The organism is Bartonella sp. CL100XZDX, from assembly GCF_042195375.1.
In the GTDB taxonomy this organism is placed as follows: Bacteria; Pseudomonadota; Alphaproteobacteria; order Rhizobiales; family Rhizobiaceae; genus Bartonella.
The window spans coordinates 1-23,772 of sequence record NZ_JBHIOH010000026.1 but is presented as its reverse complement, the minus strand read 5'-3'; the positions used below and the strand labels follow the sequence as shown (position 1 = coordinate 23,772).

At 37.3% G+C, this 23,772-nt stretch carries 14 protein-coding genes and 1 tRNA gene; 6 read left to right on the top strand and 9 right to left on the bottom strand.

What is annotated here, in order from left to right; genetic code table 11:
- Window positions 1-16 precede the first annotated feature (16 nt).
- Entirely contained in the window at window positions 17-3,484 is a 3,468-nt protein-coding gene (gene dnaE / locus ACFILU_RS02325; protein WP_375674634.1) for a DNA polymerase III subunit alpha, read from the bottom strand.
- Between the two features lie 376 nt (window positions 3,485-3,860).
- Here dnaE and recG point away from each other — a divergent pair, with 376 nt between their 5' ends.
- A complete protein-coding gene (gene recG, locus ACFILU_RS02320; protein WP_375674574.1) occupies window positions 3,861-5,969 on the top strand; it encodes an ATP-dependent DNA helicase RecG in 2,109 nt (702 codons plus the stop codon).
- 390 nt (window positions 5,970-6,359) lie between these two features.
- Here recG and glmS read toward each other — a convergent pair whose 3' ends face one another.
- The 5 genes from glmS to ACFILU_RS02295 form a co-directional block, all read right to left on the bottom strand.
- Window positions 6,360-8,183 carry a glutamine--fructose-6-phosphate transaminase (isomerizing) gene (gene glmS, locus ACFILU_RS02315; RefSeq protein WP_375674572.1) on the bottom strand — a complete coding sequence of 608 codons (1,824 nt, stop codon included), beginning with the start codon at window positions 8,181-8,183 and terminating at the stop codon, window positions 6,360-6,362.
- Window positions 8,184-8,356: 173 nt separating this feature from the next.
- A complete protein-coding gene (gene glmU / locus ACFILU_RS02310) occupies window positions 8,357-9,706 on the bottom strand; it encodes a bifunctional UDP-N-acetylglucosamine diphosphorylase/glucosamine-1-phosphate N-acetyltransferase GlmU (protein WP_375674571.1) in 1,350 nt (449 codons plus the stop codon).
- Window positions 9,707-9,720: 14 nt separating this feature from the next.
- Window positions 9,721-10,509 (bottom strand): cytochrome c biogenesis CcdA family protein, encoded by a 789-nt coding sequence (locus tag ACFILU_RS02305; RefSeq protein WP_375674632.1) that lies wholly within the window; start codon window positions 10,507-10,509, stop codon window positions 9,721-9,723.
- A gap of 42 nt (window positions 10,510-10,551) precedes the next feature.
- Window positions 10,552-11,541: a carboxypeptidase regulatory-like domain-containing protein gene (locus ACFILU_RS02300; RefSeq protein WP_273791209.1), complete on the bottom strand. Its 990-nt coding sequence runs from the start codon at window positions 11,539-11,541 to the stop codon at window positions 10,552-10,554.
- A 39-nt stretch (window positions 11,542-11,580) separates the two neighbouring features.
- Window positions 11,581-11,904 (bottom strand): iron-sulfur cluster assembly accessory protein, encoded by a 324-nt coding sequence (locus tag ACFILU_RS02295; protein WP_273791197.1) that lies wholly within the window; start codon window positions 11,902-11,904, stop codon window positions 11,581-11,583.
- Window positions 11,905-12,012: 108 nt separating this feature from the next.
- Here ACFILU_RS02295 and ACFILU_RS02290 point away from each other — a divergent pair, with 108 nt between their 5' ends.
- The 3 genes from ACFILU_RS02290 to ACFILU_RS02280 all read left to right on the top strand — a co-directional run bounded on the left by ACFILU_RS02290 (window position 12,013) and on the right by ACFILU_RS02280 (window position 17,671).
- On the top strand, window positions 12,013-13,215 hold the full coding sequence (locus ACFILU_RS02290) for a deoxyguanosinetriphosphate triphosphohydrolase (protein ID WP_375674570.1): 1,203 nt from the start codon (window positions 12,013-12,015) through the stop codon (window positions 13,213-13,215).
- A gap of 30 nt (window positions 13,216-13,245) precedes the next feature.
- Entirely contained in the window at window positions 13,246-15,003 is a 1,758-nt protein-coding gene (gene argS, locus ACFILU_RS02285; RefSeq protein WP_375674568.1) for an arginine--tRNA ligase, read from the top strand.
- A gap of 151 nt (window positions 15,004-15,154) precedes the next feature.
- Window positions 15,155-17,671: an SPOR domain-containing protein gene (locus ACFILU_RS02280; RefSeq protein WP_375674566.1), complete on the top strand. Its 2,517-nt coding sequence runs from the start codon at window positions 15,155-15,157 to the stop codon at window positions 17,669-17,671.
- 176 nt (window positions 17,672-17,847) lie between these two features.
- On the opposite strand, the gene ACFILU_RS02275 is transcribed toward ACFILU_RS02280, so the two are convergent.
- Window positions 17,848-18,123 (bottom strand): hypothetical protein, encoded by a 276-nt coding sequence (locus ACFILU_RS02275; RefSeq protein WP_375674564.1) that lies wholly within the window; start codon window positions 18,121-18,123, stop codon window positions 17,848-17,850.
- Between the two features lie 310 nt (window positions 18,124-18,433).
- Between ACFILU_RS02275 and ACFILU_RS02270 the strand changes: the two genes are divergently transcribed.
- Window positions 18,434-19,540 (top strand): branched-chain amino acid aminotransferase, encoded by a 1,107-nt coding sequence (locus ACFILU_RS02270; protein ID WP_375674562.1) that lies wholly within the window; start codon window positions 18,434-18,436, stop codon window positions 19,538-19,540.
- Between the two features lie 106 nt (window positions 19,541-19,646).
- On the opposite strand, the gene glpX is transcribed toward ACFILU_RS02270, so the two are convergent.
- A complete protein-coding gene (gene glpX / locus ACFILU_RS02265) occupies window positions 19,647-20,633 on the bottom strand; it encodes a class II fructose-bisphosphatase (protein WP_375664836.1) in 987 nt (328 codons plus the stop codon).
- A 140-nt stretch (window positions 20,634-20,773) separates the two neighbouring features.
- Complete coding sequence (locus ACFILU_RS02260) at window positions 20,774-22,090, bottom strand: homoserine dehydrogenase (RefSeq protein WP_375674560.1); 1,317 nt, start codon at window positions 22,088-22,090, stop codon at window positions 20,774-20,776.
- A gap of 1,346 nt (window positions 22,091-23,436) precedes the next feature.
- Between ACFILU_RS02260 and ACFILU_RS02255 the strand changes: the two genes are divergently transcribed.
- Window positions 23,437-23,511, top strand: a tRNA-Glu gene (locus ACFILU_RS02255).
- The last annotated feature ends 261 nt before the right edge of the window (window positions 23,512-23,772 follow it).

Sequence of the window (23,772 nt, the reverse complement as noted above, 5' to 3'; positions counted from 1 at the left end):
CATCTTTAATCTTTCTTTAACTCAATTCTACATCAACAACACCCTGAATTAATTTCATAGCATTTGCGACATGTGAATTTACCTTATATCGCTTAGGAAGCGCAATTTCGACTTCTCGCAATCCATCCTCTTGAATTAAAATAAGCCCCACCTCTCCATTCCCCCCAAGATTTAAGTTTTGTTCAATTTGTGGAAGCATATCAACTGTTTTTATAAAGAGACGCATCATTTTATGCTGTTGTAATGATTCATTTTCCAAAGACTGAATTGTTTCAATTCGCAAACTAACTCCTTCAGAACGATTTTCTGCGCTCACCGTAATAATAAAAGATTTTCCGGGTTCTAGCATCTCTTCATAATCCGAGAGTGCCTCAGAAAAGAGAACTGCTTCATATTGTCCACTTGTATCAGAAAAATGAATAATTCCCATTTTTTTACCAGATTTTGTTTTGCGCACGTTTTTTGCCACAACAGTTCCAGCAAGCCGTGCAGCCGTTGCTCCCCCTTTAACGGCATTGGCAAAATTACCCCAAGTCTGAATGCGTTTTTTGTTCAGAATAGCTTGATACTCCTCCAAAGGATGCGCAGAAAAGTAAAAACCTATAGCTTGAAATTCTCGATAAAGTTTCTCAGCCGGCAACCAAGGGGTTATTTGCGATAAAATCAATGGTTCTTTTAATCCGCCTGCCATTCCAAATATATCAACCTGCCCGCTAGAATTGTCATCGAGAATACGAAGTGCACGCGCATGAAGGGTTCCAAGATTGGCTAATAAAACCTCACGTGCAATGTTAAAACAATCAAAAGCACCAGCACAAACTAAACTTTCCATCGCACGCTTATTAACAATACGAGGATCAACACGCGCACAAAAATCTTCCAAATCCTTAAAAATCTTATTCCCACGACAAGAAACAATATGATCTACAACAGTTTCTCCCACACCTTTAATGGCAGCAAGAGAATAATAAATACAGTTATCACCAACCTCAAAAACACGATGAGATGTTTGTATAGAAGGTGCAATAACTTCAATACCCAACCTTAATGCTTCACGCCGAAAATCATTGAGCTTATCTGTATTCGTCATATCATATGTCATTGAAGCAGCTAAAAACTCAACGGGATAGTTTGCTTTCATATAAGCCGTTTGGTAAGAAACAATTGCATAAGCAGCAGCATGCGATTTATTAAAACCATAATCGGCAAATTTTGCTAAAAGATCAAAGATAATATCAGCTTGATCTTTATCCACGCCACCTGCAACAGCTCCATTGACAAAACGCGTACGCTGTTTTTGCATTTCAGCATGAATTTTTTTCCCCATAGCACGACGTAATAAATCAGCTTCTCCAAGCGAATAACCAGCAAGAACCTGAGCAATCTGCATCACCTGTTCTTGATAAACAATCACACCTTGTGTTTCTTTGATCAGATGATCTATTTTAGGATGAATAGAAGCAATTTCCTCTTCCCCATGTTTGCGTGCATTATAGGTTGGAATATTCTCCATTGGACCTGGACGATAAAGTGCGACCAGCGCAATAATATCTTCAATACGGTCTGGCTTCATTCCAATCAACGCCTTGCGCATACCAGAACTTTCCACCTGAAACACACCAACCGTTTCACCACGTGCCATCATAGCGTAGGTTGCTTCATCATTCAGAGGAATATTTGATAAATCTATTTTAATCCCCTTTCTGGCAACAAAATCGACTGCCATTTTCAAAACAGTAAGCGTTTTTAATCCAAGAAAATCAAATTTTACCAGCCCCGCCTGTTCCACATATTTCATGTTAAATTGTGTAACAGGCATATCAGAACGAGGATCACGATACATCGGGACAAGCTCCCAAAGTGGACGATCTCCGATAACAATCCCAGCAGCATGAGTTGAAGCATGACGATAAAGTCCCTCCAACTGAAGTGCTATATCTAATGCGCGGCCAACAACGGGATCTTTTTTCTTTTCCTCTTCAAATTTAGGTTCATCCTTAATAGCATCAGCCAATTCTACCTGACTTCCTGGCGTGGCAGGAATTAATTTTGTAAGATAATCCACCTGACGATAAGGAACTTCTAAAACACGCCCCACATCACGCAAAACTGCACGCGCCTGTAACTTACCAAAGGTAATAATTTGAGCAACTTGATCACGTCCATATTTTTTTTGAACATATTGAATAACTTCTTCGCGCCGCTCTTGACAAAAGTCGATATCAAAATCTGGCATCGAAACACGATCTGGGTTGAGAAAACGTTCAAAGAGAAGAGAAAACCGTAAGGGATCAACATCAGTAATCGTCAATGCATAAGCAACAAGTGAACCAGCACCAGAACCCCGTCCTGGTCCAACGGGAATATCATGAACCTTTGCCCATTTTATGAAATCTGAAACGATAAGAAAATATCCAGAAAATTGCATACGCGTAATAACTGAAATTTCATAATCAAGCCGCTGTTCATAATCTGCAATCGTATACCCTTCAGCCAACCCTATTGTTTCAAGCCGCATCTTCAAACCAGCTTTAGCTTGATTTAACAACTCACTATCTTCTATTTCTAAAGTAGTTTCTGAATTAGCAGATTGTTCTATAAAACGAGGCAATATCGGTTTTCGAAGAGGCGTGGCAATATGACAACGCAATGCAATTTCAACACTATTTTCCAAAGCTTCTGGAAGATCAGAAAACAGTGTAACCATTTCATCTTGTGACTTCAAATAATGATCTGGCGTCACACGTTTGCGATCTGGATTAGAGACGATTTGTCCTTCTGAAACAGCCATCAGCGCATCATGGGCTTCATATCCTTCTCTTTTCAGAAAAAAAGCTTCATTTGTTGCAACAAGAGGAATTTCATGCGCATAAGCCAATTCAATAAGATCAGCTTCTACTCTCTGATCATAAGAGCCATGCCGTTGTAACTCCACATAAAGACGATCAGCAAAAGATTTTTTCAAATAAATTAAGCGCTCAACAGCATGTTCTTTTTTCTCTTCTGCCAAAGAAAGATTAATAGGTCCTCCCTTTCCTCCCGTTAAAGCGATTATTCCTTCACTGTGTTCTGACAACCAATCAGCTTTAATATGAGGAGGATCAGTATCACATTTATCAAGATAAGCACGGCTAACAAGACGAACCAAATGAGCATAACCGGTTTTGCTAGCAGCCAAAAGAACAATAGAGCAGAAATCAGAAGAATTACGCCATTTAGCCAAACGTGAATGATCATTTTCATCACGAAAGTCAACAGTAAGCTGACAACCAATAATAGGTTGGACCCCATGAGAAAGACAATGCTGTGAAAATTCCAAAGCACCAAATAAATTATTGGTATCGGTAATAGCAACCGCTGGTGCATGATCTGAAATCGCCTGTTGAATAATTTGGGGGATTTTTAAAGCCCCCTCGAGCAAGGAATAAGCTGAATGCACTCTCAAATGAATAAAGCGAGGAAGAGAATTTTTGTTCTCTTGCATTTTATTTTTTACCACTCTCACAATTTCCCACTACAAAATCAATGCTAAACAGCACCCCTTGTAAAAGAAAAAACTTCTGTTTATCATAACTTTAAAGCTATAAATTCATCATCATACATAGGAGAAATATCCCAATTTTATTAATATTTATAAGAGAGTTCTATCAAGAAAATGCTTCTATTCACAGTAAATAAACACCTAAAATAAAAAGAAAAACAATATACCTCATCTAAGCACTTTAATTTTTGACCCTTTAATTGTATTTTTCTTCCTAAAGTTCAATGTGTAAATAAAGCAACCTCCTCTTTATGACGTTATCCCCAAAAAGCTCTTCTAAAGGTCTAGAAAAAACAAAAAGGGCAGGTTAAGTTTGCTCATGCCTCCAAGTCTTCTTACCCCTCTTTTTAATTCTATTCGAACTCTTTCTGGTATTACACCTAAAGTCTATGGTTTATTGACCAAACTCTTAGATGTTAATCCTACACAACGCGAAGCAACCCTTATTGACCTTCTTCAATTAATGCCCCATTCCGTTATAGACCGCAGAATGCGTCCCAGCATTGCTTGTGCAACAGAAGGAGATACTGTTACGCTCGAAATTATCATCGATCAACATCAATCACCACCCCGTGGTCACAACCGAATTCCCTATCGAGTTATTGCCCATGATCACACAGGAAAAATAAATTTAGTCTTTTTTCATGCTCAACCTCTTTGGCTAAAAAAACAACTCCCCGAAGGAAAAAAAGTCATTATATCAGGAAAAGTTGAATGGTTTAATGGACAGCTTTCAATGGCGCATCCAGACTATATTGCCCCAAGCGAACAATCAAATCAGATACCTCTCATCGAACCTGTCTATCCCTCTACTGCAGGACTAACTGCAAAGACACTAAGACGCGCCATACAAAACGCTCTTGATTTTATTCCACTCCTCCCAGAATGGATAGATGAAAATGTGAAAAAGCAGCAAAATTTTCCTTCTTTTTCTGTTGCTTTACGCCGTATCCATGCGCCCATTAACCCCGACGATCTATCCTTAGAAAGTACAGCACGCAAACGTCTTGCCTATGATGAATTGCTCGCTTGTCAATTGGCACTAGGACTCGTGCGTTTGAAAACTAAATCTCTTGTTGGCACTTCTCGACCATCAACAGGAATTTATACTAAAAAATTGCTCAATCTCCTCCCCTTTCAACTCACAACCGGACAAAAAAAAGCAGTAGAAGATATCGCAAATGATCTTGCTTCACCAGAACCGATGCTAAGACTACTTCAAGGTGATGTAGGCGCAGGAAAAACTGTTGTTGCATTGATGGCAATGGCACAAATTGCTGAAAATTCAGGACAATCAGCTTTAATGGCACCAACCGAAGTGCTTGCCAGGCAACATTTTGCCACCATCGCTCCTCTTGCCGAAAAGGTCGGATTACAAACAACCCTTTTAACAGGACGAGAAAAAGGGAAGTTGAGGACAAATATCGTGAATGATATTCTGTCAGGTCAAGTTTCTATTGTCATCGGAACCCATGCTCTCATACAAAACAGCGTTACTTATAATAATCTCGCTTTAACCATTATCGATGAACAACACCGTTTTGGTGTCCATCAACGTATCGCTCTTACAGAAAAAGGCAATAAAGCTGATATGCTGGTTATGACCGCCACACCCATTCCGCGCACACTCGTCTTAACAGCTTTTGGTGATATGGATGTCTCTAAAATTACCGAAAAACCAATGGGACGACAACCCATTACAACAGCAACGCTTTCTTTGAAACGTCTTCATGAGCTTATAGAGAGAATCGCAATTGCATTAGAAAAAGGAGAAAAGCTCTATTGGATTTGTCCTTTAGTAGAAGAATCGACAGCTCTTGATCTCACTTCAATTGAAAACCGCTTTGCATTTCTCCATGAGCGCTTTGGAGCACACGTTGGTATGATCCATGGAAAAATGTCTACAGCAGAAAAAGAAGCCGCTATGGCATCTTTTAAATGTGGAAATACACGTATTTTAGTTGCAACCACCGTCATTGAAGTGGGAGTAGATATTCCAGATGCTTCGATCATTATCATCGAACATGCGGAACATTTTGGCCTTTCACAATTGCACCAATTACGTGGACGTGTAGGACGAGGCGATAAAAAATCTTCCTGCATTTTGCTCTATAAAGATCCACTGACTAAAACAGCAGCAACACGCCTTAATATTATCCGCAATACAGAAGATGGTTTTGAAATTGCTGAAGAAGATTGGCGCCTACGAGGCGAAGGAGAACTTTTAGGTACAAAACAATCCGGAGTCCCTGAATTTCATATAGCAAACCTTGCAGTTCATAGCGATCTTTTGTCAATGGCAAGAAAAGATGCTCGTTTATTTTTACAACGCGATCCTCATCTTTCTTCTGAGCAAGGACAAGCTTTACGGTTGCTCCTTTATCTTTTCGGACACAACGATGCTGCACGCCTCTTACGAGCAGGATAACAAAGACCCTCTAATAAAAAACTTAAATACCTCTCTGTTCAAATATGGTTTTCTCTCTTAGAATTACCCATAAATGATCTACGCAGTCTCTTAGCATCTTTATGCTTCATGAACGAATAACAAATCAACAGCACTATCTTCTCTCTCAATCTGAATCATTCTTGCATTGAAACAGTAGAAGCAATATTGCGTCTTTTTTACCATTATATTCACATAACTGATCTATTTTTTGACAGGTAAGAAAATATTTTTCGTTTTATCGTAAAGGATTTAGAAAGAAAAAACTTTTCTTCAGTATTCTCGTTCAACAGAGAAAAATGAAAAAATAAGTTTCATTATAAATCAATTTCTTACACTTGATTATTCTCCAAAAGATTCAGAAATATACTTTTATTCAACCGTGACTGATTTTGCTAAATTACGGGGTTGATCAACATCTGTTCCCAATAAAACAGCCGTATGATAAGCGATTAACTGAACAGGGAGTGCATAAATAATAGGAGAAATAAATTCTGGAACATCTGGCAAAGTGATCGTTGATAAAGTCTTAAGACAAGCTACTTCTGCTCCTTTTTTATCGGTTATTAAAATAATACGACCATTACGCGCTACCACTTCTTGCATATTAGAAAAAGTTTTTTCAAACCACCGATCATACGGTGCAACAACAATAACGGGTATTGTCTCATCCACCAGAGCAATTGGTCCATGCTTTAATTCACCTGCCGCATAACCTTCAGCATGAATATAAGAAAGCTCTTTCAGTTTAAGGGCTCCCTCCAAAGCAATCGGATAAGAAGTTCCACGTCCTAGATAAAGAACACTTTTTGCATTTACCAAATCACGACAAATACATTCAATTTTTCTCTCTAGTTTTAAGACCTCATTTAAAATACGTGGAACTTCTGCCAACTGTTGAACCAGTTTCTTTTCCCTTTGAGCCGAAAGATAGCCACGTTGTTTAGCAGCACTAAGTGCTAGTGAAGCAAGCGTTGCCAATTGACAGGTAAAAGCTTTTGTTGAAGCAACACCTATTTCCGGTCCGGCAAGTGTTGGGAGAATAAAATCAGCCTCCCTTGCCATTGTTGATTGCTCTACATTCACAATTGTTGCTGTTTTTACACCCCGCTCACGACAATAACGCAAAGAAGCCAATGTATCAGCTGTCTCACCAGATTGAGAAACAAACAGCGATAACACATCAGACGTTATAGGAGGTTCACGATAACGAAACTCCGAAGCAACATCATTATCAACACTTAAAGCGGCAAATTTCTCAAACCAATAGCGCGCAACTAAGGTTGAATAATACGCCGTTCCACAACTCGCAAAAAGGAGACGATGAATATTTTTCCAATCAATCAAATTCTCAAGGGGTCGAACGACATAATTTCCAAGATCAAGATAATGTGCCAAATTATGAGAAATCACTTCAGGTTGTTCAAACATTTCCTTGTGCATAAAATGACGATGATTACCCTTAGAAATCAATAAAGCCCCTTCAAGTAATGTCGTCACAGGACGTTTTACCGGTTGATTATTAGCATCATAAATTGTAACACCCTCCCGTGTGAGAACAGCCCAATCCCCATCTTCCATATAGCTAATATAATCAACGAATGGTGCCAAAGCAATCGCATCTGACCCCACAAAAAATTCATCTTTTCCATAACCAATTGCCAGAGGTGGACCAGAACAAGCCGCAATCATAAGGTTATCTTCACCTTCGAAAATAAGAGCAATAGCAAAAGCCCCCTGCAGCCTTTTCCAACTGGTACGTATGGCTTCTTGCGGAGAAAGACCATCTTTTAATGCACGCGTTATTAAATGTGCAATAACTTCCGTATCCGTCTCTGTTTCAAAGATACAACCATCTTCTATGAGTTCCTTTTGCAGTTCTACAAAATTTTCAATAATACCATTATGGACAATCGCAAGCTTTTCAGTCACATGGGGATGCGCATTGCGTTCAACAGCAATTCCATGCGTAGCCCAACGGGTATGACCAATCCCTAAATTTCCCTCCAGAGGTGTTTTTTTTAATTTTTCTTCTAAATGAACAAGCTTCCCCTCAGCACGTACACGATAAAGATGCCCATTATGGACCGTTGCCACCCCAGATGAATCATACCCTCTATATTCAAGACGTTTTAACCCCTCAACCAAAGAGGACGAAACACACCTCTTTCCAAGAATTCCAATAATTCCACACATTAAAAAGCTCCAACCCACATCTTAAGATTTAAATCTTATAAAACAATCCAACAGCCTTTATTTAAAACTATAAATAATAAAAATAATTCAAACATGGAGTACGGCAATCTTTAAGAATAAACCTCCCATCCATCGTTAGATTAACACGAAACAAAAGAATAAGCTGAAAATAATCATTTTTTCTGTTTATTTTCTAACAAGCGCTCTCGAAATTTTGTCGCATAGCCCTCTTTTATAACCTGTCGTGCACGCCCAAAAGCCATACTGTTCATAGGAATATTTTCAGTAATAACACTTCCTGAAGCAACATAAGAGCCATCCCCTATTATCAATGGGGAAACAAGTGCCGTATTAGACCCAACAAAAGCATGATCACCAATCACGGTTTTATATTTGTTAAATCCATCATAATTGCAAGTAATTGTACCGGCTCCAATATTGGTATGTGCACCAATTTCAGCATCACCAATATAACTTAAATGATTGATTTTAGAAGATTCTCCTACCTTAGCTTGTTTGACTTCACAAAAATTTCCAATCTTTACGGACTTCGCCAACTCTGTTCCAGGACGCAAACGTGCATAGGGACCAATCTGTGCATCTCTACCAACCACAGCACCTTCGAGATAACTAAATGCATGAATAACCGCACCAGATTGTACTTTTACGCTTAACCCAAAATAAACATTTGGTTCTATCACCACTCCTGGTTCAATTTCTGTATCATAAGAAAAATAGAGTGTTTCTGGCTTTAAGAGTGTAACACCCGATAACATTAAATCGCGCGCTTTACGTTTTTGCCACAAAGAATCAGCCTCAGAAAGCTCAAGACCATTGTTAATTCCTACAATATCTTCAAAAGGAACTTCAACAACACGCACATCTAATCCTTTGCGTGTTGCAAGAGAAGCAATATTTGTTAAGTAATATTCTTTTTTCACATTGTTATTACCAACTTTCTCTAAAAGAGAAAGTGCATGTTTTCCACGCATAGCGAGTATTCCACCGTTACAAAAAGAAATCTTTTTTTCTTCATCGCTAGCGTCTTTTTCTTCTACAATTGCAATCAATTGACCATTTTTCTCGAGAAGACGCCCATAACCTGTTGGATTTTTGGTATGAAAACCTGCAAAAACAACATCTGCTCCATCAGCAAGCTGTGCACGCATTTGGTGCAATGAATCTTGCTGAATGAGAGGAGTATCCCCAAAAACAATGAGAACATCATCCACTTCCTTTTGCAAAGCTGAACGAGCAGACAAAACAGCATGAGCTGTTCCTAAACGCTCTTTTTGTTCAAAAATCATTACATCTTTTACAAATGACTGAACAACGTGCGTAACCTCCTTAGCACCAAATCCCACAACAACTGCTAATTGTGAAGAGCCTGCCAATTCTATTTGTTTTAGAACATGGCATATAAGAGGCAATCCAGCAATTTTATGAAGTACCTTAGGCAGAGACGATTTCATGCGCGTCCCCTCACCTGCGGCAAGAACAATAGAAAGACAACTTCTAACCATAAAAACACATAAGACTAACGAGAAAATCCAAAAAAATTCATAATATTGTGCCAACGAATATCTTCAATATAACTCAACGAAGGATAATGTTCTAAAAGCCAAAATGAAAGATCCTGTATAGAACCTGTTAAAAACAAAATCCCTGTAAGAATAAGAAAAACACCAATAATTTTTTCAACTTTTCCTAAATGAATACGAAAAGCTCCTAAAAATCGCATAAAACTGCTCGAAAATAAAGCTGCTAATATAAAAGGAATAGCAAGACCTAATGCATAAACCGCTAAGAGAACAGCTCCCTCTCCCACAGTTTCTTTTGTTCCAGCAAGCGTTATAATAGGACCTAAAATAGGGCCAATACACGGTGTCCAACCAAAAGCAAAAGCTAAACCGATAATATAAGCGCCTAAAGGACCAGCAGGTGTTTTTTTGGTCTGAAAACGCGCTTCACGAAATAAAAAAGCGATTTTGAAAATCCCCAAAAAATTTAAACCAAAAATAATAATGACAATTCCAGCAGCAAGAGCAAACCAATCACGATAATAACCGATGAATTTCCCAATTGTGCTAGCACTGGCACCTAAAGCAACAAAAACAGTCGTAAACCCAAGAACAAAAGCAATAACAGAAGACAGTAAAGCCCACCGTATAAAGACTTTCTCATCAGGCTTTTCTGAACGAAAATCATCAATACCAACCCCTGCCATATAGCACAAATAAGGAGGAACTAATGGCAAAACGCATGGTGACAAAAAAGAGAGTGCCCCAGCAAAAAACACACCAACTGTTGAAATTTCAATCAAAATTCATACCCCGTCTTTCATCATAGTTTACCCCATGAACAACGATCAATCCACATCTTCATCAATTCGTTGCATATTTTGTTCATTCGCCACCACACTTATATCTTCATCATGACCAGAAACGACTGAAAAAACTTTTTGATAGATTTTATCTTTATTTTTAGCAATTGCAATATACTCTCCCTCCGCTAACACGAGTGAAACATACGCACCAACTGTTTCATAAACGATATCACCAGAATCATTGGCAAGAGACCAACTTGTATCTGCAAGCGCTTCCCCTCCTTCTTGTCGTACCAGTTTTAAGACAATCTGAGCGGCCTGATGTTCAAGAGTAACTTCTGTTATTTTACCAGCATCCACTTGAATATCCGAACGAGCCGTCGCATTAATGGAACCATAATGGGAAGCAACATGGTAGCGGCCAGCTTTTAAACGCACAACTGATTGGGGTTTAACATTTGATATAATCACTCCCGTATCATCATTTTCTTTTTCATCCTCATAAATGGTAAAACGGAGTTCCTTTTCATTCATTACGCCATTGAGCAGTGTTGCATTTAAAATGACACCACCAGCCTCAAGATTAAAGTTTTTTACAAGACTCTGCCCATTTTCTAAACGAATATGGCGCACAGCACTCATATGACCAAATGAGACATGAACAAGATAACTTCCTGGTTCGAGATCAAAACGTGCACTTCCCCCCTTATAGGTTGCCACTAATGGTAATTTATTATCAATCCCTAGAATAGGGGCATAAACCCGCCAGACAAGCCCTTTTTCAATATCCGGATGACTATTTGTTAATCGAGCATTCAAAATGAGTTGTGTTTGAGATGCTAAATTTTCGTTTTCCTGCTCTTGAGTCTTTACAATAAAACTCCTTGATTGTCCCTGCTGCTGATCTTGCCCTTCTCCTGCTTCAGAAAAAGCACAGTGGCTCCAAGTCAATAAAGCAAGCACCACGCACAACCATATACATCGGTGCACTATTTTTATAAGAATACCCATTTTTGCATTGTTGACCAACATGATCTTTTTTTCAAGAAACAATATCACACAGCCATCATTTTAAATTGAGAAACTTACACCACAACCACATGATGAAACAGCATTGGGATTGTGGATTTGAAAAGACTGCCCCATAAGATCATCAACAAAATCAATCTCAGCTCCTTCCATGAAAGGAAGTGATAGTAAATCAATAAACACAACTGCCCCGTCTTTTTTGAGAACGAGGTCATCTTCACACATTTCAGAAACCAAGTCATATTTATAAGAAAAACCAGAACACCCACCACCTTCAACAGAAATACGTAATGCTATTTTATCGGGTTCACGCAAAAGTATCTGTGCAATTTTTTTAGCAGCAACATCTGAAATTTTCACATTCATTTTATATATCCTTGCATTAAACCATCAAGAAAGAGTATCCCACACTCAAAGATCAGTTTATTTGTCATAAACCACTCTCAATTTTAAGATGATAATGGGCAGCTTGCAATGGATATAGGCAATATCAACTTCAATTACCAATCTCGAGCAGTGTACAGTGCTCATCCACAAACAAGCCGTGGTCGGTTATACCATGAAACGATGAGCACCACACGCTCACCTTTTCAACGAGATAGAGATCGTATTATCCATTCTAATGCATTTCGACGTCTTAAACATAAAACGCAAGTGTTTATTGCTGATGAAAGCGATCATTACCGTACTCGCCTAACCCATTCCATAGAGGTTTCTCAAATTGCAAGAACATTAGCCCGTGCCCTGTATCTTGATGAAGACCTTGCCGAAGCCATTGCCCTTGTTCACGACTTTGGACACACACCCTTTGGCCATGCTGGAGAAGATGCTCTTAATGAAGCCATGGTACATTATGGCGGCTTTGATCATAATGCACAAGCATTACGCATTGTAACAAAACTAGAACAGCGCTATGCAAATTTTGATGGACTTAACCTTACATGGGAAACCCTCGAAGGACTTGTAAAGCACAATGGTCCCCTTTTAGGTCCCCACGCGAAGAATAAGGAGGTTCCTATCGATATTTTACAATACAATGCAAAGCAAGACCTTGCACTCGATTGTTTTGCAGGACTAGAAGCGCAATGTGCTGCTATTGCAGATGATATCGCATACAATGCGCATGATATTGATGATGGTCTACGTTCGCAATTTTTAACACTCGATCAATTTGAACATGTTTCACTAACAGCAGCAATATTAAAAGATATAACAGATGAGCATCCCCATCTCGACCAAACGCGTCGCGGTTACACACTTGTACGAAGACAAATAACAACCATGGTTGAAGATGTTATCAAACAGTCACAAAAAAATTTAGCACGCATCAAACCAACAAGCATAAACGATATTCACCAAGCAAAACAAACTATTGTCACCTTTTCACCAACAATGACCGTTTATGAAAAAGAACTAAAAAACTTTTTATTTAAAAATCTTTACTATCATGAACAAGTTCTTAGTCGTCGCAATGCAGCAAAATGCATTGTACAAAAATTATTCAATTGTTATTATAAAAATCCAAATACAATGCCTGAAAGTTGGCAGAGCAAAACAGTGCACTTAAAAAATCAAGAGTTAGCACGTTTGATTGCTGACTTTCTTTCAGGCATGACAGATCACTACGCTCTACGTGAATATCACCGTTTATTTGACCATACAGATAATTTCGTTTAATGGCTTTTGGCATCATCATGGAAGCTAAATATGAATATCTTTAAAAACTTCGAAAAAAAAATTAAGAGATCAATTGAATTATCTGATCTAAAAGGAAAAAATGGAGAAGATCTAGATTTATCAAAAATCACTGTTGATCCTCCACGTGATTCCTCCCATGGTCATTTATCAACCAATGCTGCTATGGTCCTTGCAAAATCTATTGGAATCAATCCACGTGCACTTGCAGATAAAATCATAGAACTTCTTAAAAATGATCCCTCTATCGAAAATATAGATGTTGCCGGTCCTGGTTTTATAAACATAAAGCTTACAAAATTATTTTGGCAAGATGCTATAAAATCCATGCTTGAATTAGGCACTTCTTATGGTCGTATTCCAATGGGACAAGGAAAACGCATCAATGTTGAATATGTCTCAGCAAATCCGACAGGACCAATGCATGTAGGACACTGCCGCGGAGCGGTTGTTGGGGATGTTCTCTCCAATTTGCTGCAATTTACGGGCTATAACATTACAAAAGAATATTATATCAATGATGCTGGTCAACAAATCGAAGTCCTCGCCCATTCTGTACTATTGCGCTATCGTGAGGCTCTTGGGCAAAAAATTAATGAAATTCCAGAAGGACTCTATCCTGGAGAATACTTGATACCATTGGGTCAATCGCTTGCTCAAGAGTTTGGTGACCAACTCCTCACGATGGATAAAGATGAAGCCTTATCTCTTGTGAAAGAACGTGCAATTCATGCAATGATGTCCATGATTCGCGAAGATTTGGCTGCTCTTAATATTTATCATGATATCTTTTTCTCTGAGCGAATGCTTTATGCTGATAATGCACACGCCATTCGTAACACCATCAACGACCTCACTTTAAATGGTTATATCTACAAAGGAAAACTCCCCCCTCCCAAGGGACAAAATACAGAAGACTGGGAACCAAGCGAACAAACTTTGTTCCGTTCAACAAATGTCGGTGATGATCAAGACCGTGTTTTAGTCAAATCTGACGGTTCTTACACTTATTTTGCTGCTGATGTTGCTTATTTTCGGGATAAATTTAATCGTCATTTTGATGAAATGATTTATATTCTAGGCGCAGACCATGCTGGCTATGTAAAGCGGCTGGAGGCAATGGCAAAAGCAATTTCTGGGGATAAGGCTAAATTAAGTGTCTTCTTGTGTCAATTGGTAAAACTTTTTCGCAACGGTCATCCTGTACGCATGTCAAAAAGAGCAGGATCTTTTGTCACTCTACGGGATGTTGTCGAAGAGGTTGGGCGCGATCCTGTGCGTTTTATGATGCTATACCGTAAGTGTGAAGCACCCCTTGATTTTGATTTTGCAAAAGTAACAGAACAATCAAAAGATAACCCCATCTTTTACGTACAATATGCAAGTGCACGTTGTCACTCAGTCTTTCGTCAAGCACAAGAAGCGCTTCATATTAAAAGCTTTTCAAATGATACATTGATTGCCCATCTTCATCGATTAACAGATGACCATGAAATATTGTTAATACGCAAACTTTCTGAATATCCACGTATCATTGAACAGGCCGTAGTTCATAAGGAACCGCATCGATTAGCGTTTTATCTTTATGACCTTGCCTCCAGCTTTCACACCCATTGGAATAAAGGGAGTGAAAATCTCAATTTACGCTTTATTCAACCTGATGATAAAGAGTTATCCTTTGCAAGATTAGGATTGATACAAGCTGTTATCAATATTTTATCATCAGGGCTTACCATCATAGGAGTCGAAGCACCCATAGAAATGCGTTGAAAAAGTTCTATAAATACATACAATAGGTACTCCATTGATAAACTTTTTCATGTATCATTGCATGAGAGGGGGAAAATTTATGATTTTAATATAACAAATCAAAATCAACCATTGATTGCACGTAAGTGCAAACCACCATGTGAGAAAAGCTATGAGCGATAACGATCGCAAAAATCTACACGAAACAAAACACGATCATGAACACCATGATCCTTTAGAAAGGCTTACGCGCATTTTTAATCCGCACAAACAAAGCGGAAACCAAAATGAGCAATCTTCTTTAAAAACAGATCGATCAACATCTCACCCCGAAATATCATCCCATGATGATGATTTTGATTTGTCCTTTCTAGAAGAGGAACTTGAAAATAATTTAGCACATGACTTACCGTTTGATGATCAAAAAAAACAATGGGACTTGTATGCAACCAGCAACGCAACAGCCTCAAATATTGCACACTCTGCTTCTTTCAACCATTCAAAACAAAATAATTTATCTGAAGAGAAATATTCTTCACCTAGCAGTCATGATGAAGAACAAATTTTAGATGAGCTTTCTCCATTACCAATCCCAAAGAATCAATCACATCAACGGAAAACAACAGCAACCAGTGCTGATCCTTTTCTTGAAAAAAGTAATCTTATGTCACAATCAGAATCAGAAAATTTCTTTTTTGATAAATCTGAAAGGCGTGAAAATAAGAGAGAGATGCCAGAAGATGTTGAACAAACCAATCGTTTTTCACAAATAAATTCACAACAACCTGAGACTACGAATATACAAAAAACTTATGATGACAATCCAAACCTCTATGACACTTCTATAAACCATCCCTATAAAATTTCAGCTGATCAAGAAAATTGGATTAAAAAAGATTATCCTGATGCCTCCTCTTCTACAGAGGAAAATGAGTTTTTCTCATCTTCTAATCTTGTGTCAGAAAAACAAAACACTGCAAGAAATCAAACAACAAGTACCTTCTCCTCACCTTTAGATTCTCCACCAGTTGATAGACAATCTTATTTAAAGGGGGCTTCACAAGAAGATCATACAACCAATTATCCCCATTTTTTTGAAGCCCCCCCCTCACAACAAGAAACTTATAGCGAAAAAGTTCCGATATATGATGAGGCTCGAGCCCAATACATCAATAATGCCGAAGGTGCCTCTAACCCAAATAGAGAAATTTCATATAATGAAAATAATTTAGATGAGTTTCTTTCCTCATCACCCTCTTTAAATACAAAACAAACGGATGGCTTTTTTGCCCATAACTATACGCACAGAGATACTCCCCCTCCCAATGTTGATACTTATAAATTTTCAGAGGAAATCATAGAAAAAACTGGTCCTATTATGGTTCCAGAAGTCCCGTATGAAGCGCCAGAATATGATGTGCCAACTAATGGTGGTTTAGAAGAAGAATTTGCTGATGTACTCAATGTAGGAAATGTTCCAACAGATAATTTTTCTCAAAAACAACAGAAGAATGAAGTTTTTAGTGAAGTTTTTCATCAGTCTATGCAAAATTCAAAAGAAGGTGTTTATATAAACTCTAAAGAACAAAATTCCGACTATTCTTCTTCTGCCAATATGGAATATAATTTTCCCTCTTTTAGCGAGAATTCATCATACACAAGCTCAGATGAGGTTCCCACGCATCCATCAACTCCTCCTCCCTTTAAAAGTTTTATTTTTGGTAAAACTTTCATTAAAGGTTTTTTTATACTTATTTTAATAGGAATTGGATTTGCAGGTTATTCTCACTTTTTTATGCCATCACAAAAAAATGAAGAAACGGTCATTATCCACGCTGATAATACGCCTTTTAAATTCAAACCAGAAACAACTGAAACGAAAAATGATGTTGCACATAATTTAGATATCTATAAACAAACAACTGAACAAAATGAGAAACAAGAAAATACACAACAATTTCTTATTGATAACTCTGAACAACCTGAAAATTTAAAAGAATTAAACCCTGAAGAATCTTCAAACGTTTCCTCATCGTCTTTAAATGAATCTGATGTTGAAGATGCAGTCACAGAAGCTATAAACCATACTATTCCAATGCGAGAAGTACAAACTGTTATTGTCAATCAAGATGGTACAGTTACACTAGCCCCCGCGCATCAAACAAACAGCAAAACTGCTGCTCAATCTGAAGAAAGCATTGATCAAGCTTCTAATGAACTTCAAGATTCGTCCCTTGTTTCGTCGCATGATTCTGATATAAACGACCAAGAAAGAGATCATGATCTTAAAAATAATATTGATAAAATAATTGCAGAAAATAATTCTAGCTCAAATATTGAAGAAAAATTTATCCCTATTCCTTCTCATGCAGAAAGAAATACACAAGTTGAAACACCAGCCGCGTCTCGCTCCACATCACCAAACAGAGTCGCAGCACAAAATTCAGAAAGTTATTACGTACAACTTGCATCTCAACCAACGCATGAGCTCGCTAGAAATTCTTTAAAAAATATGAAATCTAAATTTGGATTCCTTATCGGCGCCCGTTCTTTAAATATTCAATCCGCTTTTATACCAGGAAAAGGTACTTATTACCGTGTTCGGATTCAAGCGCAAGACCGTAATGAAGCCATAATCCTTTGTGAATCCATTAAAAGTTCTGGTGGAAGCTGCTTCATCACACGCTAAACCAAACATGCAACGGTTGTTAAAACCGTTGCATGATTTATTTTCATACCATTTAATTACTTATCAAAAACTTCAGAAATTAAAGTCGTTCCAATCTTTTTATGTCTTTGTGCTGACTTTATTCCTTAATCTACGTCGATTTTCGCCCTATCTAAAAGATTATATTTATGAAAAAATCACTCCCTACCCTTATAGGTATAAGGTACAGGAGGAAGCGAATTTAAATCTTTTTTGGGCGTTGTTACACTTTGGCTTGTTTCTGGAGTATTATAACGCGAACTATGTTCAGGAGATTTTGCAAAAAAAGATCCTAAAAAACCAAAAATAAACCAAATAATAACCATCGCAAGAAGAATAGCAAAAATACCCTTAGCGATTGAAACACGTTGTTCACGACCTTTTCTTTCTGCGGCCATACGTTCTTCATATGTGTGATAATTTTTATCAATCATAGTGGATTCCTTTTCTCAATTCCCTTACCTTTAAATTTCTAGAAAATATGCATATATGAAATTATTCAGATACTTATTATGAGAAAACGATAATTATAGACAAAAGTTCCAGCTTACTTCATAAAGTTGAGAAAAAGAGGCGAGGATAGAATTAAAATATCTACCCTACCCTAGCCTTTGAATTCTATAATAAACCCCTTTGTATTCTATAATAAAACATTGACACAAAGGTTTTGTTAATAATAGAGTTATAATCAAAATATTTCATTATTTTTATTAATAAAAATGAAACATACTCAAAAGGTTTTTTATGAAATCTCCCATATCATCGCTTCCCTTTAAAATAGAAAAACACCCATCTCCTCTGTCAGAAAAAAAATATGAAGAAATTTTAAAAAATCCCGGTTTTGGTCAATTTTTTACAGACCACATGTGTACTATTCAATGGACTGAAGACAAAGGCTGGCACAATGCTATCATCTCTCAATACAAAGCTTTAGAAATTAACCCTGCAAGTACCGTTTTACATTACGGACAGGAAATTTTTGAGGGTTTAAAAGCATATCGTGCAAAAGATGGGCGCATCTTGCTCTTCCGTCCTGATGCCAATGCACAACGCTTTATAGAATCAGCGAGGCGTTTAGCTATGCCAGAATTGCCAAAAGATATTTTTCTGGATGCCGTTCATCAATTAGTAAAGATTGATCAAAAATGGGTTTCTGATCAGCCCAACGCTAGCCTCTATATCCGTCCATTTATGTTTGGCAATGAAAACTTTTTGGGAGTCCGCCCTTCTCAAGAATATCTTTTTTGTATCATAGCCTCTCCAGTTGAATCCTATTTCAAAGGAGAAGAAAAATCTGTCAGCGTCTGGATTGAAACAGATTATAGTCGTGCCGGTCCAAGAGGAACAGGGGCTGCCAAATGTGGTGGAAACTATGCAGCAAGCTTACTTGCACAAAAAAGTGCAACTGAAAACAATTGTAGCCAAGTACTCTTTCTTGATATGATTGAACATAAATGGATTGAAGAACTTGGTGGTATGAATGTCTGCTTTATTATGGACAATAATACACTTGTAACCCCCCCACTTAATGGAACTATCCTTCCAGGAATAACACGTCATTCACTCTTAGAGTTGGCAAAACAAATGGGATTAAAAATAGAAGAGCGTCCTTATTCTTTTGCAGCGCTTCAAGAAGATGCAAAGAGTGGACACCTTAAAGAAGCCTTTGCTTGTGGTACAGCTGCCGTTGTCACATCAATTGGTCGTTTTAGATATAAAGGAGGAGAATTTATTATTGGAAATGAAACAGTTGGAGAAGTCACAAAGCAGCTTCGTACACAATTGGTTAGCATTCAAAAAGGGAACATAGAAGATAAAAATGGCTGGGTGCATTCTGTGCAACTCTCATAATATTAAGGGTATTCCCATATCTATAAACGCTTCCATGAAAGTAGCTTCATGGGAGCGTATTTCCTAAAAAAACTCCTTTTATTTTTAGTGACAAAAAAAGAAAACATTAATCAAATTTTGAATGATCTCTATGCTGTGCTTTAATATTACGAACTGTACCCGTATGGGAGCGCATTACGAGAGTTTCCGTTTGAATGTAGTGAGGTGTAAATTTAACACCAGAAAGCATATTACCATCTGTCACCCCTGTTGCTGAAAACAAAACATCACCCTTTGCCATTTCTTCCATTGTATAAACCTTATTGGGATCACTAATCCCCATTTTAGCTGCGCGAGCAATTTTCTCTTCTGTATCAAGCAGCAAACGACCTTGCATCTGTCCTCCAATGCAGCGCAAAGCAGCAGAAGCTAAAACACCTTCAGGTGCTCCACCAATCCCCATATAGATATCAATACCTGTTTCTTCTGGATCAGTTGTATCAATAACAGCAGCCACATCTCCATCCCCAATCAAGCGAATCGACGCCCCTGTCGCTCGTACTTCATCAACCAATTTTTCATGACGAGGTCTATCCATAATACAAACAACAATCTGATTAACAGCCACTCCTTTAGCCTTCGCAAGAGCATGTATATTATCGGTAGGACAAGCATCTATATCGACTATTCCCTTTGGATAACCAGGACCAATAGCAATTTTGTTCATATAAACATCAGGAGCGTAAAGGAGATTACCCTTTTCAGCAATTGCAACTACTGCCAAAGAATTGGCAATATTTTTAGCACAAAGTGTTGTTCCCTCTAGTGGATCAAGTGCAATATCGATCGCCAATCCACTTTGAAGACCTACTTTTTCTCCAATATAAAGCATAGGCGCTTCATCCCGCTCACCTTCACCAATCACCACTGTACCATCAATAGGCAATCGATTAAGTTCTTGCCGCATTGCATCTACAGCAGCCTGATCCGCTGCCTTTTCATCGCCACGTCCGCGCCAGCGTGCAGCAGCAACAGCAGCACGTTCAGTAACACGTACCAATTCAAGCGTCAAAATACGATCAAGTCCATTTAAAATCTTCTGAGTTGTGGGCATATGAAAAAATCCTACCGAATGAATACCAGAAAAATATGAGTCCTTATTAAATACTAAGAATAAAGTTTTTTGGCAAAGATGAAAATTTTCCACAAGAGATAAAAGAACTCAAGCGTGCGTTTTTATTATCAAGAAAGTTATCAATTCTTTGCCATAGGTTCAATACGAATAAATTGAGATTTTGCAACAAGATGTCCATCTTTTTCAATTTCTGCAAGTGCCTGTCGTACATTCACCTCTGTTGTTTCATGCGTAATTAAAATAATTGTTTTTTCAATTTGATCTTCTACAAAAGATCTTTGAACAATCGACTCCAATGAGATGTGATTATCAGCCATATGCCTTGCGACCGCGGCAAAAACACCAGTACGATCATGAACATTTAAACGAATAAAATAACCACCTGCATGATGCGAAATACGTGCTTTTTTATGAGGAGCAAGTTCTAATGCTGGGCGTCTTAAAACAGGTGCATACTGAAAACCAGAACGCGCTTTTGCTATATCAGCCAAATCACCAATAACGGCTGATGCTGTTGCCTTTCCTCCAGCGCCAGGACCAGAAAACAGTAATTCACCTAATAAATCACTTTGAATAGAAAGAGCATTGGTTACACCATTTATCTGTGCAATCATTGAGGATGCTGGTACCATTGTTGGATGAACGCGTTGCTCTATTCCAGAATCCGTTTTTAATGCAACCCCTAAAAGCTTAATCCGATACCCCAATTCATCAGCTGCTCGAATATCAATTTGCGAAATATTATGAATTCCTTCAACATAAACATCATCTAACGAAATAGCTGTTCCAAATGCCAAGCTTGTCAACAAAGCTAATTTATGAGCAGTATCATTTCCCTCAATATCAAAAGTTGGATCTGCTTCAGCATACCCAAGTCTCTGTGCATCTGCTAAACAATCTTTAAATGAAAGACCTTCCGTAAACATGCGTGTTAATATATAATTACAGGTTCCATTGAGAATACCATAAATTCGCGATATGCGATTACTAACAAGTGATTCTCTCATCGCTTTGATGACAGGAATCCCCCCTGCAACAGCTGCTTCAAAATGAAGAAAAACACCTTTTTTTTCTGCAATTATAGCCAGCTCTACTCCATGTCGAGCAAGAAGAGCTTTATTGGCTGTTACAACATGATGTCTCGCCTCAAGCGCTCTCTTAACAGCGGTATACACCACATCCAATTCACCACCAATTAACTCTACAAAAACATCAATCTCATCAGAAGCAGCCAACTCCACAGGTGAATCAAACCATTTTATATCACTGAGATCAAGTCCACGATTGCGGCCTTTATCGCGCGCACTAACAGCAACAACTTTGATGAATCGCCCACATTGACAAGCTAAACTATTCGCTTTTTCACATAGAGCTCGAACAACTGAAGTACCAACCGTACCAAGTCCCGCAACACCAACTTTTAAAGCTTCTGCCATTATTAACCACTGATCCCTATCTTCATTGAAAAATCGTTTAAATGATGTGCCAATCAACACAAAGAATATTTACATCCATAAGAACAAAAGAAATACCCCGCTCTATTCACTTCATTTTTCCAATAGAATTATCCCCGCTTGTTCAATCAACATTCCTAAAAATATAATATTTATTGTCTTCAAAGATTTCAGAATCTTTATAAAATATTTAATTCAGAATGAAAATCTGTAAAACTGATAAATGCAAGTTTTCATAAAGAAAAGTTCTAAAAAATAATCAATAACAAGTTAAAGAATATTGAAGACTTAGTAAGAAAGAATAAAACATCTCTTCTAAATCAACAAGTATGGAACAAAAAACATTCTTTTATATGATAAATTAAGAGAATGGATAAAATAAAGTAGATCAGTAAATAATAACACATTTCTTCCTACCATTCCATAGCTTTAAATATAAATCTTTAATGCAAAATCTTAACGCACTCATATATCAAAATAGAACCTTACATTAAAGTAAAAAACAAAACTTAATATGCGCACACCATAATTCTGAAATATTATAAATATAGAGAATAAATTTTCAAAATTCGAATATTTTATCTCAACTTATTGCCACCTCTTTAAAAAACTAGCGAATTGAAATGAGAAAAAACTCAATCTACCCTTTATCCACGCTAATTCATTTTCAAATCAAGAACCTTCTCAATATATAAAAGAGCAAATGAAGGGTTTTTAATCTTAAATTTATTACAGACATGTAAAAGTAAATATAAAAAAATATTTTTAATATATTCTATAAAAATTGATTTAATATTTTCATTTTTATTATACAGGTATCTATTTATATTTTGTTAAATTGTAAGTAATCTATGTATTATTCATAAAAAAACTTTTGTATGATTGGTATTATTTGTTAATTTGGTAATAAATATTGTATTTCTACTTTATAAATTATACAGTTTTTGCTTTATGATAAGCTCAAATGAGAAATCTTCCGTATAAAGGCTCTTTCAAGCAAGTTAAATAATATTCTCATGTGACAACAAAGATAACAAACGATAAAATATGTAAAAAATAAATACATTTAAAATGCTGTTTTGATCATTTTTGCCTACTTTTCAAACTGAAAATAAATGCAAATATCATTTGCTGAGATGATACCCACATCAAAACTTTCTATCAATGATGATAACTTTACATTTTTTCTACAAAAAATCTTAGAAAATAAGATGATTCAAACAAGAGTTTCTCAAAAATTATTCAATAAAACACACTTTTTTCAAAAAAAATGACACAGAGGGCTTGCGAAGTAAAAAGATCCTCTCTATAAGCCTCATCATTGGTTTGCGCCCATCGTCTAGCGGTTAGGACATCGCCCTTTCACGGCGGAAACAGGGGTTCGATTCCCCTTGGGCGTACCATGTTTCTTTTTACTGTACACAATCTATTGATTTTCCATATATTTTTTACAGTGAGGGACGCGTAAATAAAAGTTAGGGAATAGGATTTTGCAACACGTCTCTCTAATTATTACGAATCAAGAGTTCTTTTCGGAGTGGTTTTTTAGCAAAACCAGAGGTCCAAAGGGTCTCTAATTCTACGATGTTCTAACTTTTTGTTAACCATCTTTTAAGATGTGAGAAGCTATTCTCTACGGCGTCCACAAAACGGGAAAAATCTAT

What these genes read in the sequence shown, in the direction of transcription:
- dnaE (WP_375674634.1), bottom strand. Translation starts at nt 3,484, where the DNA reads ATGCAAGAGAACAAAAATTCTCTTCCTCGCTTTATTCATTTGAGAGTG.
- recG (WP_375674574.1), top strand. Translation starts at nt 3,861, where the DNA reads ATGCCTCCAAGTCTTCTTACCCCTCTTTTTAATTCTATTCGAACTCTT.
- glmS (WP_375674572.1), bottom strand. Translation starts at nt 8,183, where the DNA reads ATGTGTGGAATTATTGGAATTCTTGGAAAGAGGTGTGTTTCGTCCTCT.
- glmU (WP_375674571.1), bottom strand. Translation starts at nt 9,706, where the DNA reads ATGGTTAGAAGTTGTCTTTCTATTGTTCTTGCCGCAGGTGAGGGGACG.
- ACFILU_RS02300 (WP_273791209.1), bottom strand. Translation starts at nt 11,541, where the DNA reads ATGTTGGTCAACAATGCAAAAATGGGTATTCTTATAAAAATAGTGCAC.
- ACFILU_RS02295 (WP_273791197.1), bottom strand. Translation starts at nt 11,904, where the DNA reads ATGAATGTGAAAATTTCAGATGTTGCTGCTAAAAAAATTGCACAGATA.
- ACFILU_RS02290 (WP_375674570.1), top strand. Translation starts at nt 12,013, where the DNA reads ATGGATATAGGCAATATCAACTTCAATTACCAATCTCGAGCAGTGTAC.
- argS (WP_375674568.1), top strand. Translation starts at nt 13,246, where the DNA reads ATGAATATCTTTAAAAACTTCGAAAAAAAAATTAAGAGATCAATTGAA.
- ACFILU_RS02280 (WP_375674566.1), top strand. Translation starts at nt 15,155, where the DNA reads ATGAGCGATAACGATCGCAAAAATCTACACGAAACAAAACACGATCAT.
- ACFILU_RS02275 (WP_375674564.1), bottom strand. Translation starts at nt 18,123, where the DNA reads ATGATTGATAAAAATTATCACACATATGAAGAACGTATGGCCGCAGAA.
- ACFILU_RS02270 (WP_375674562.1), top strand. Translation starts at nt 18,434, where the DNA reads ATGAAATCTCCCATATCATCGCTTCCCTTTAAAATAGAAAAACACCCA.
- glpX (WP_375664836.1), bottom strand. Translation starts at nt 20,633, where the DNA reads ATGCCCACAACTCAGAAGATTTTAAATGGACTTGATCGTATTTTGACG.
- ACFILU_RS02260 (WP_375674560.1), bottom strand. Translation starts at nt 22,090, where the DNA reads ATGGCAGAAGCTTTAAAAGTTGGTGTTGCGGGACTTGGTACGGTTGGT.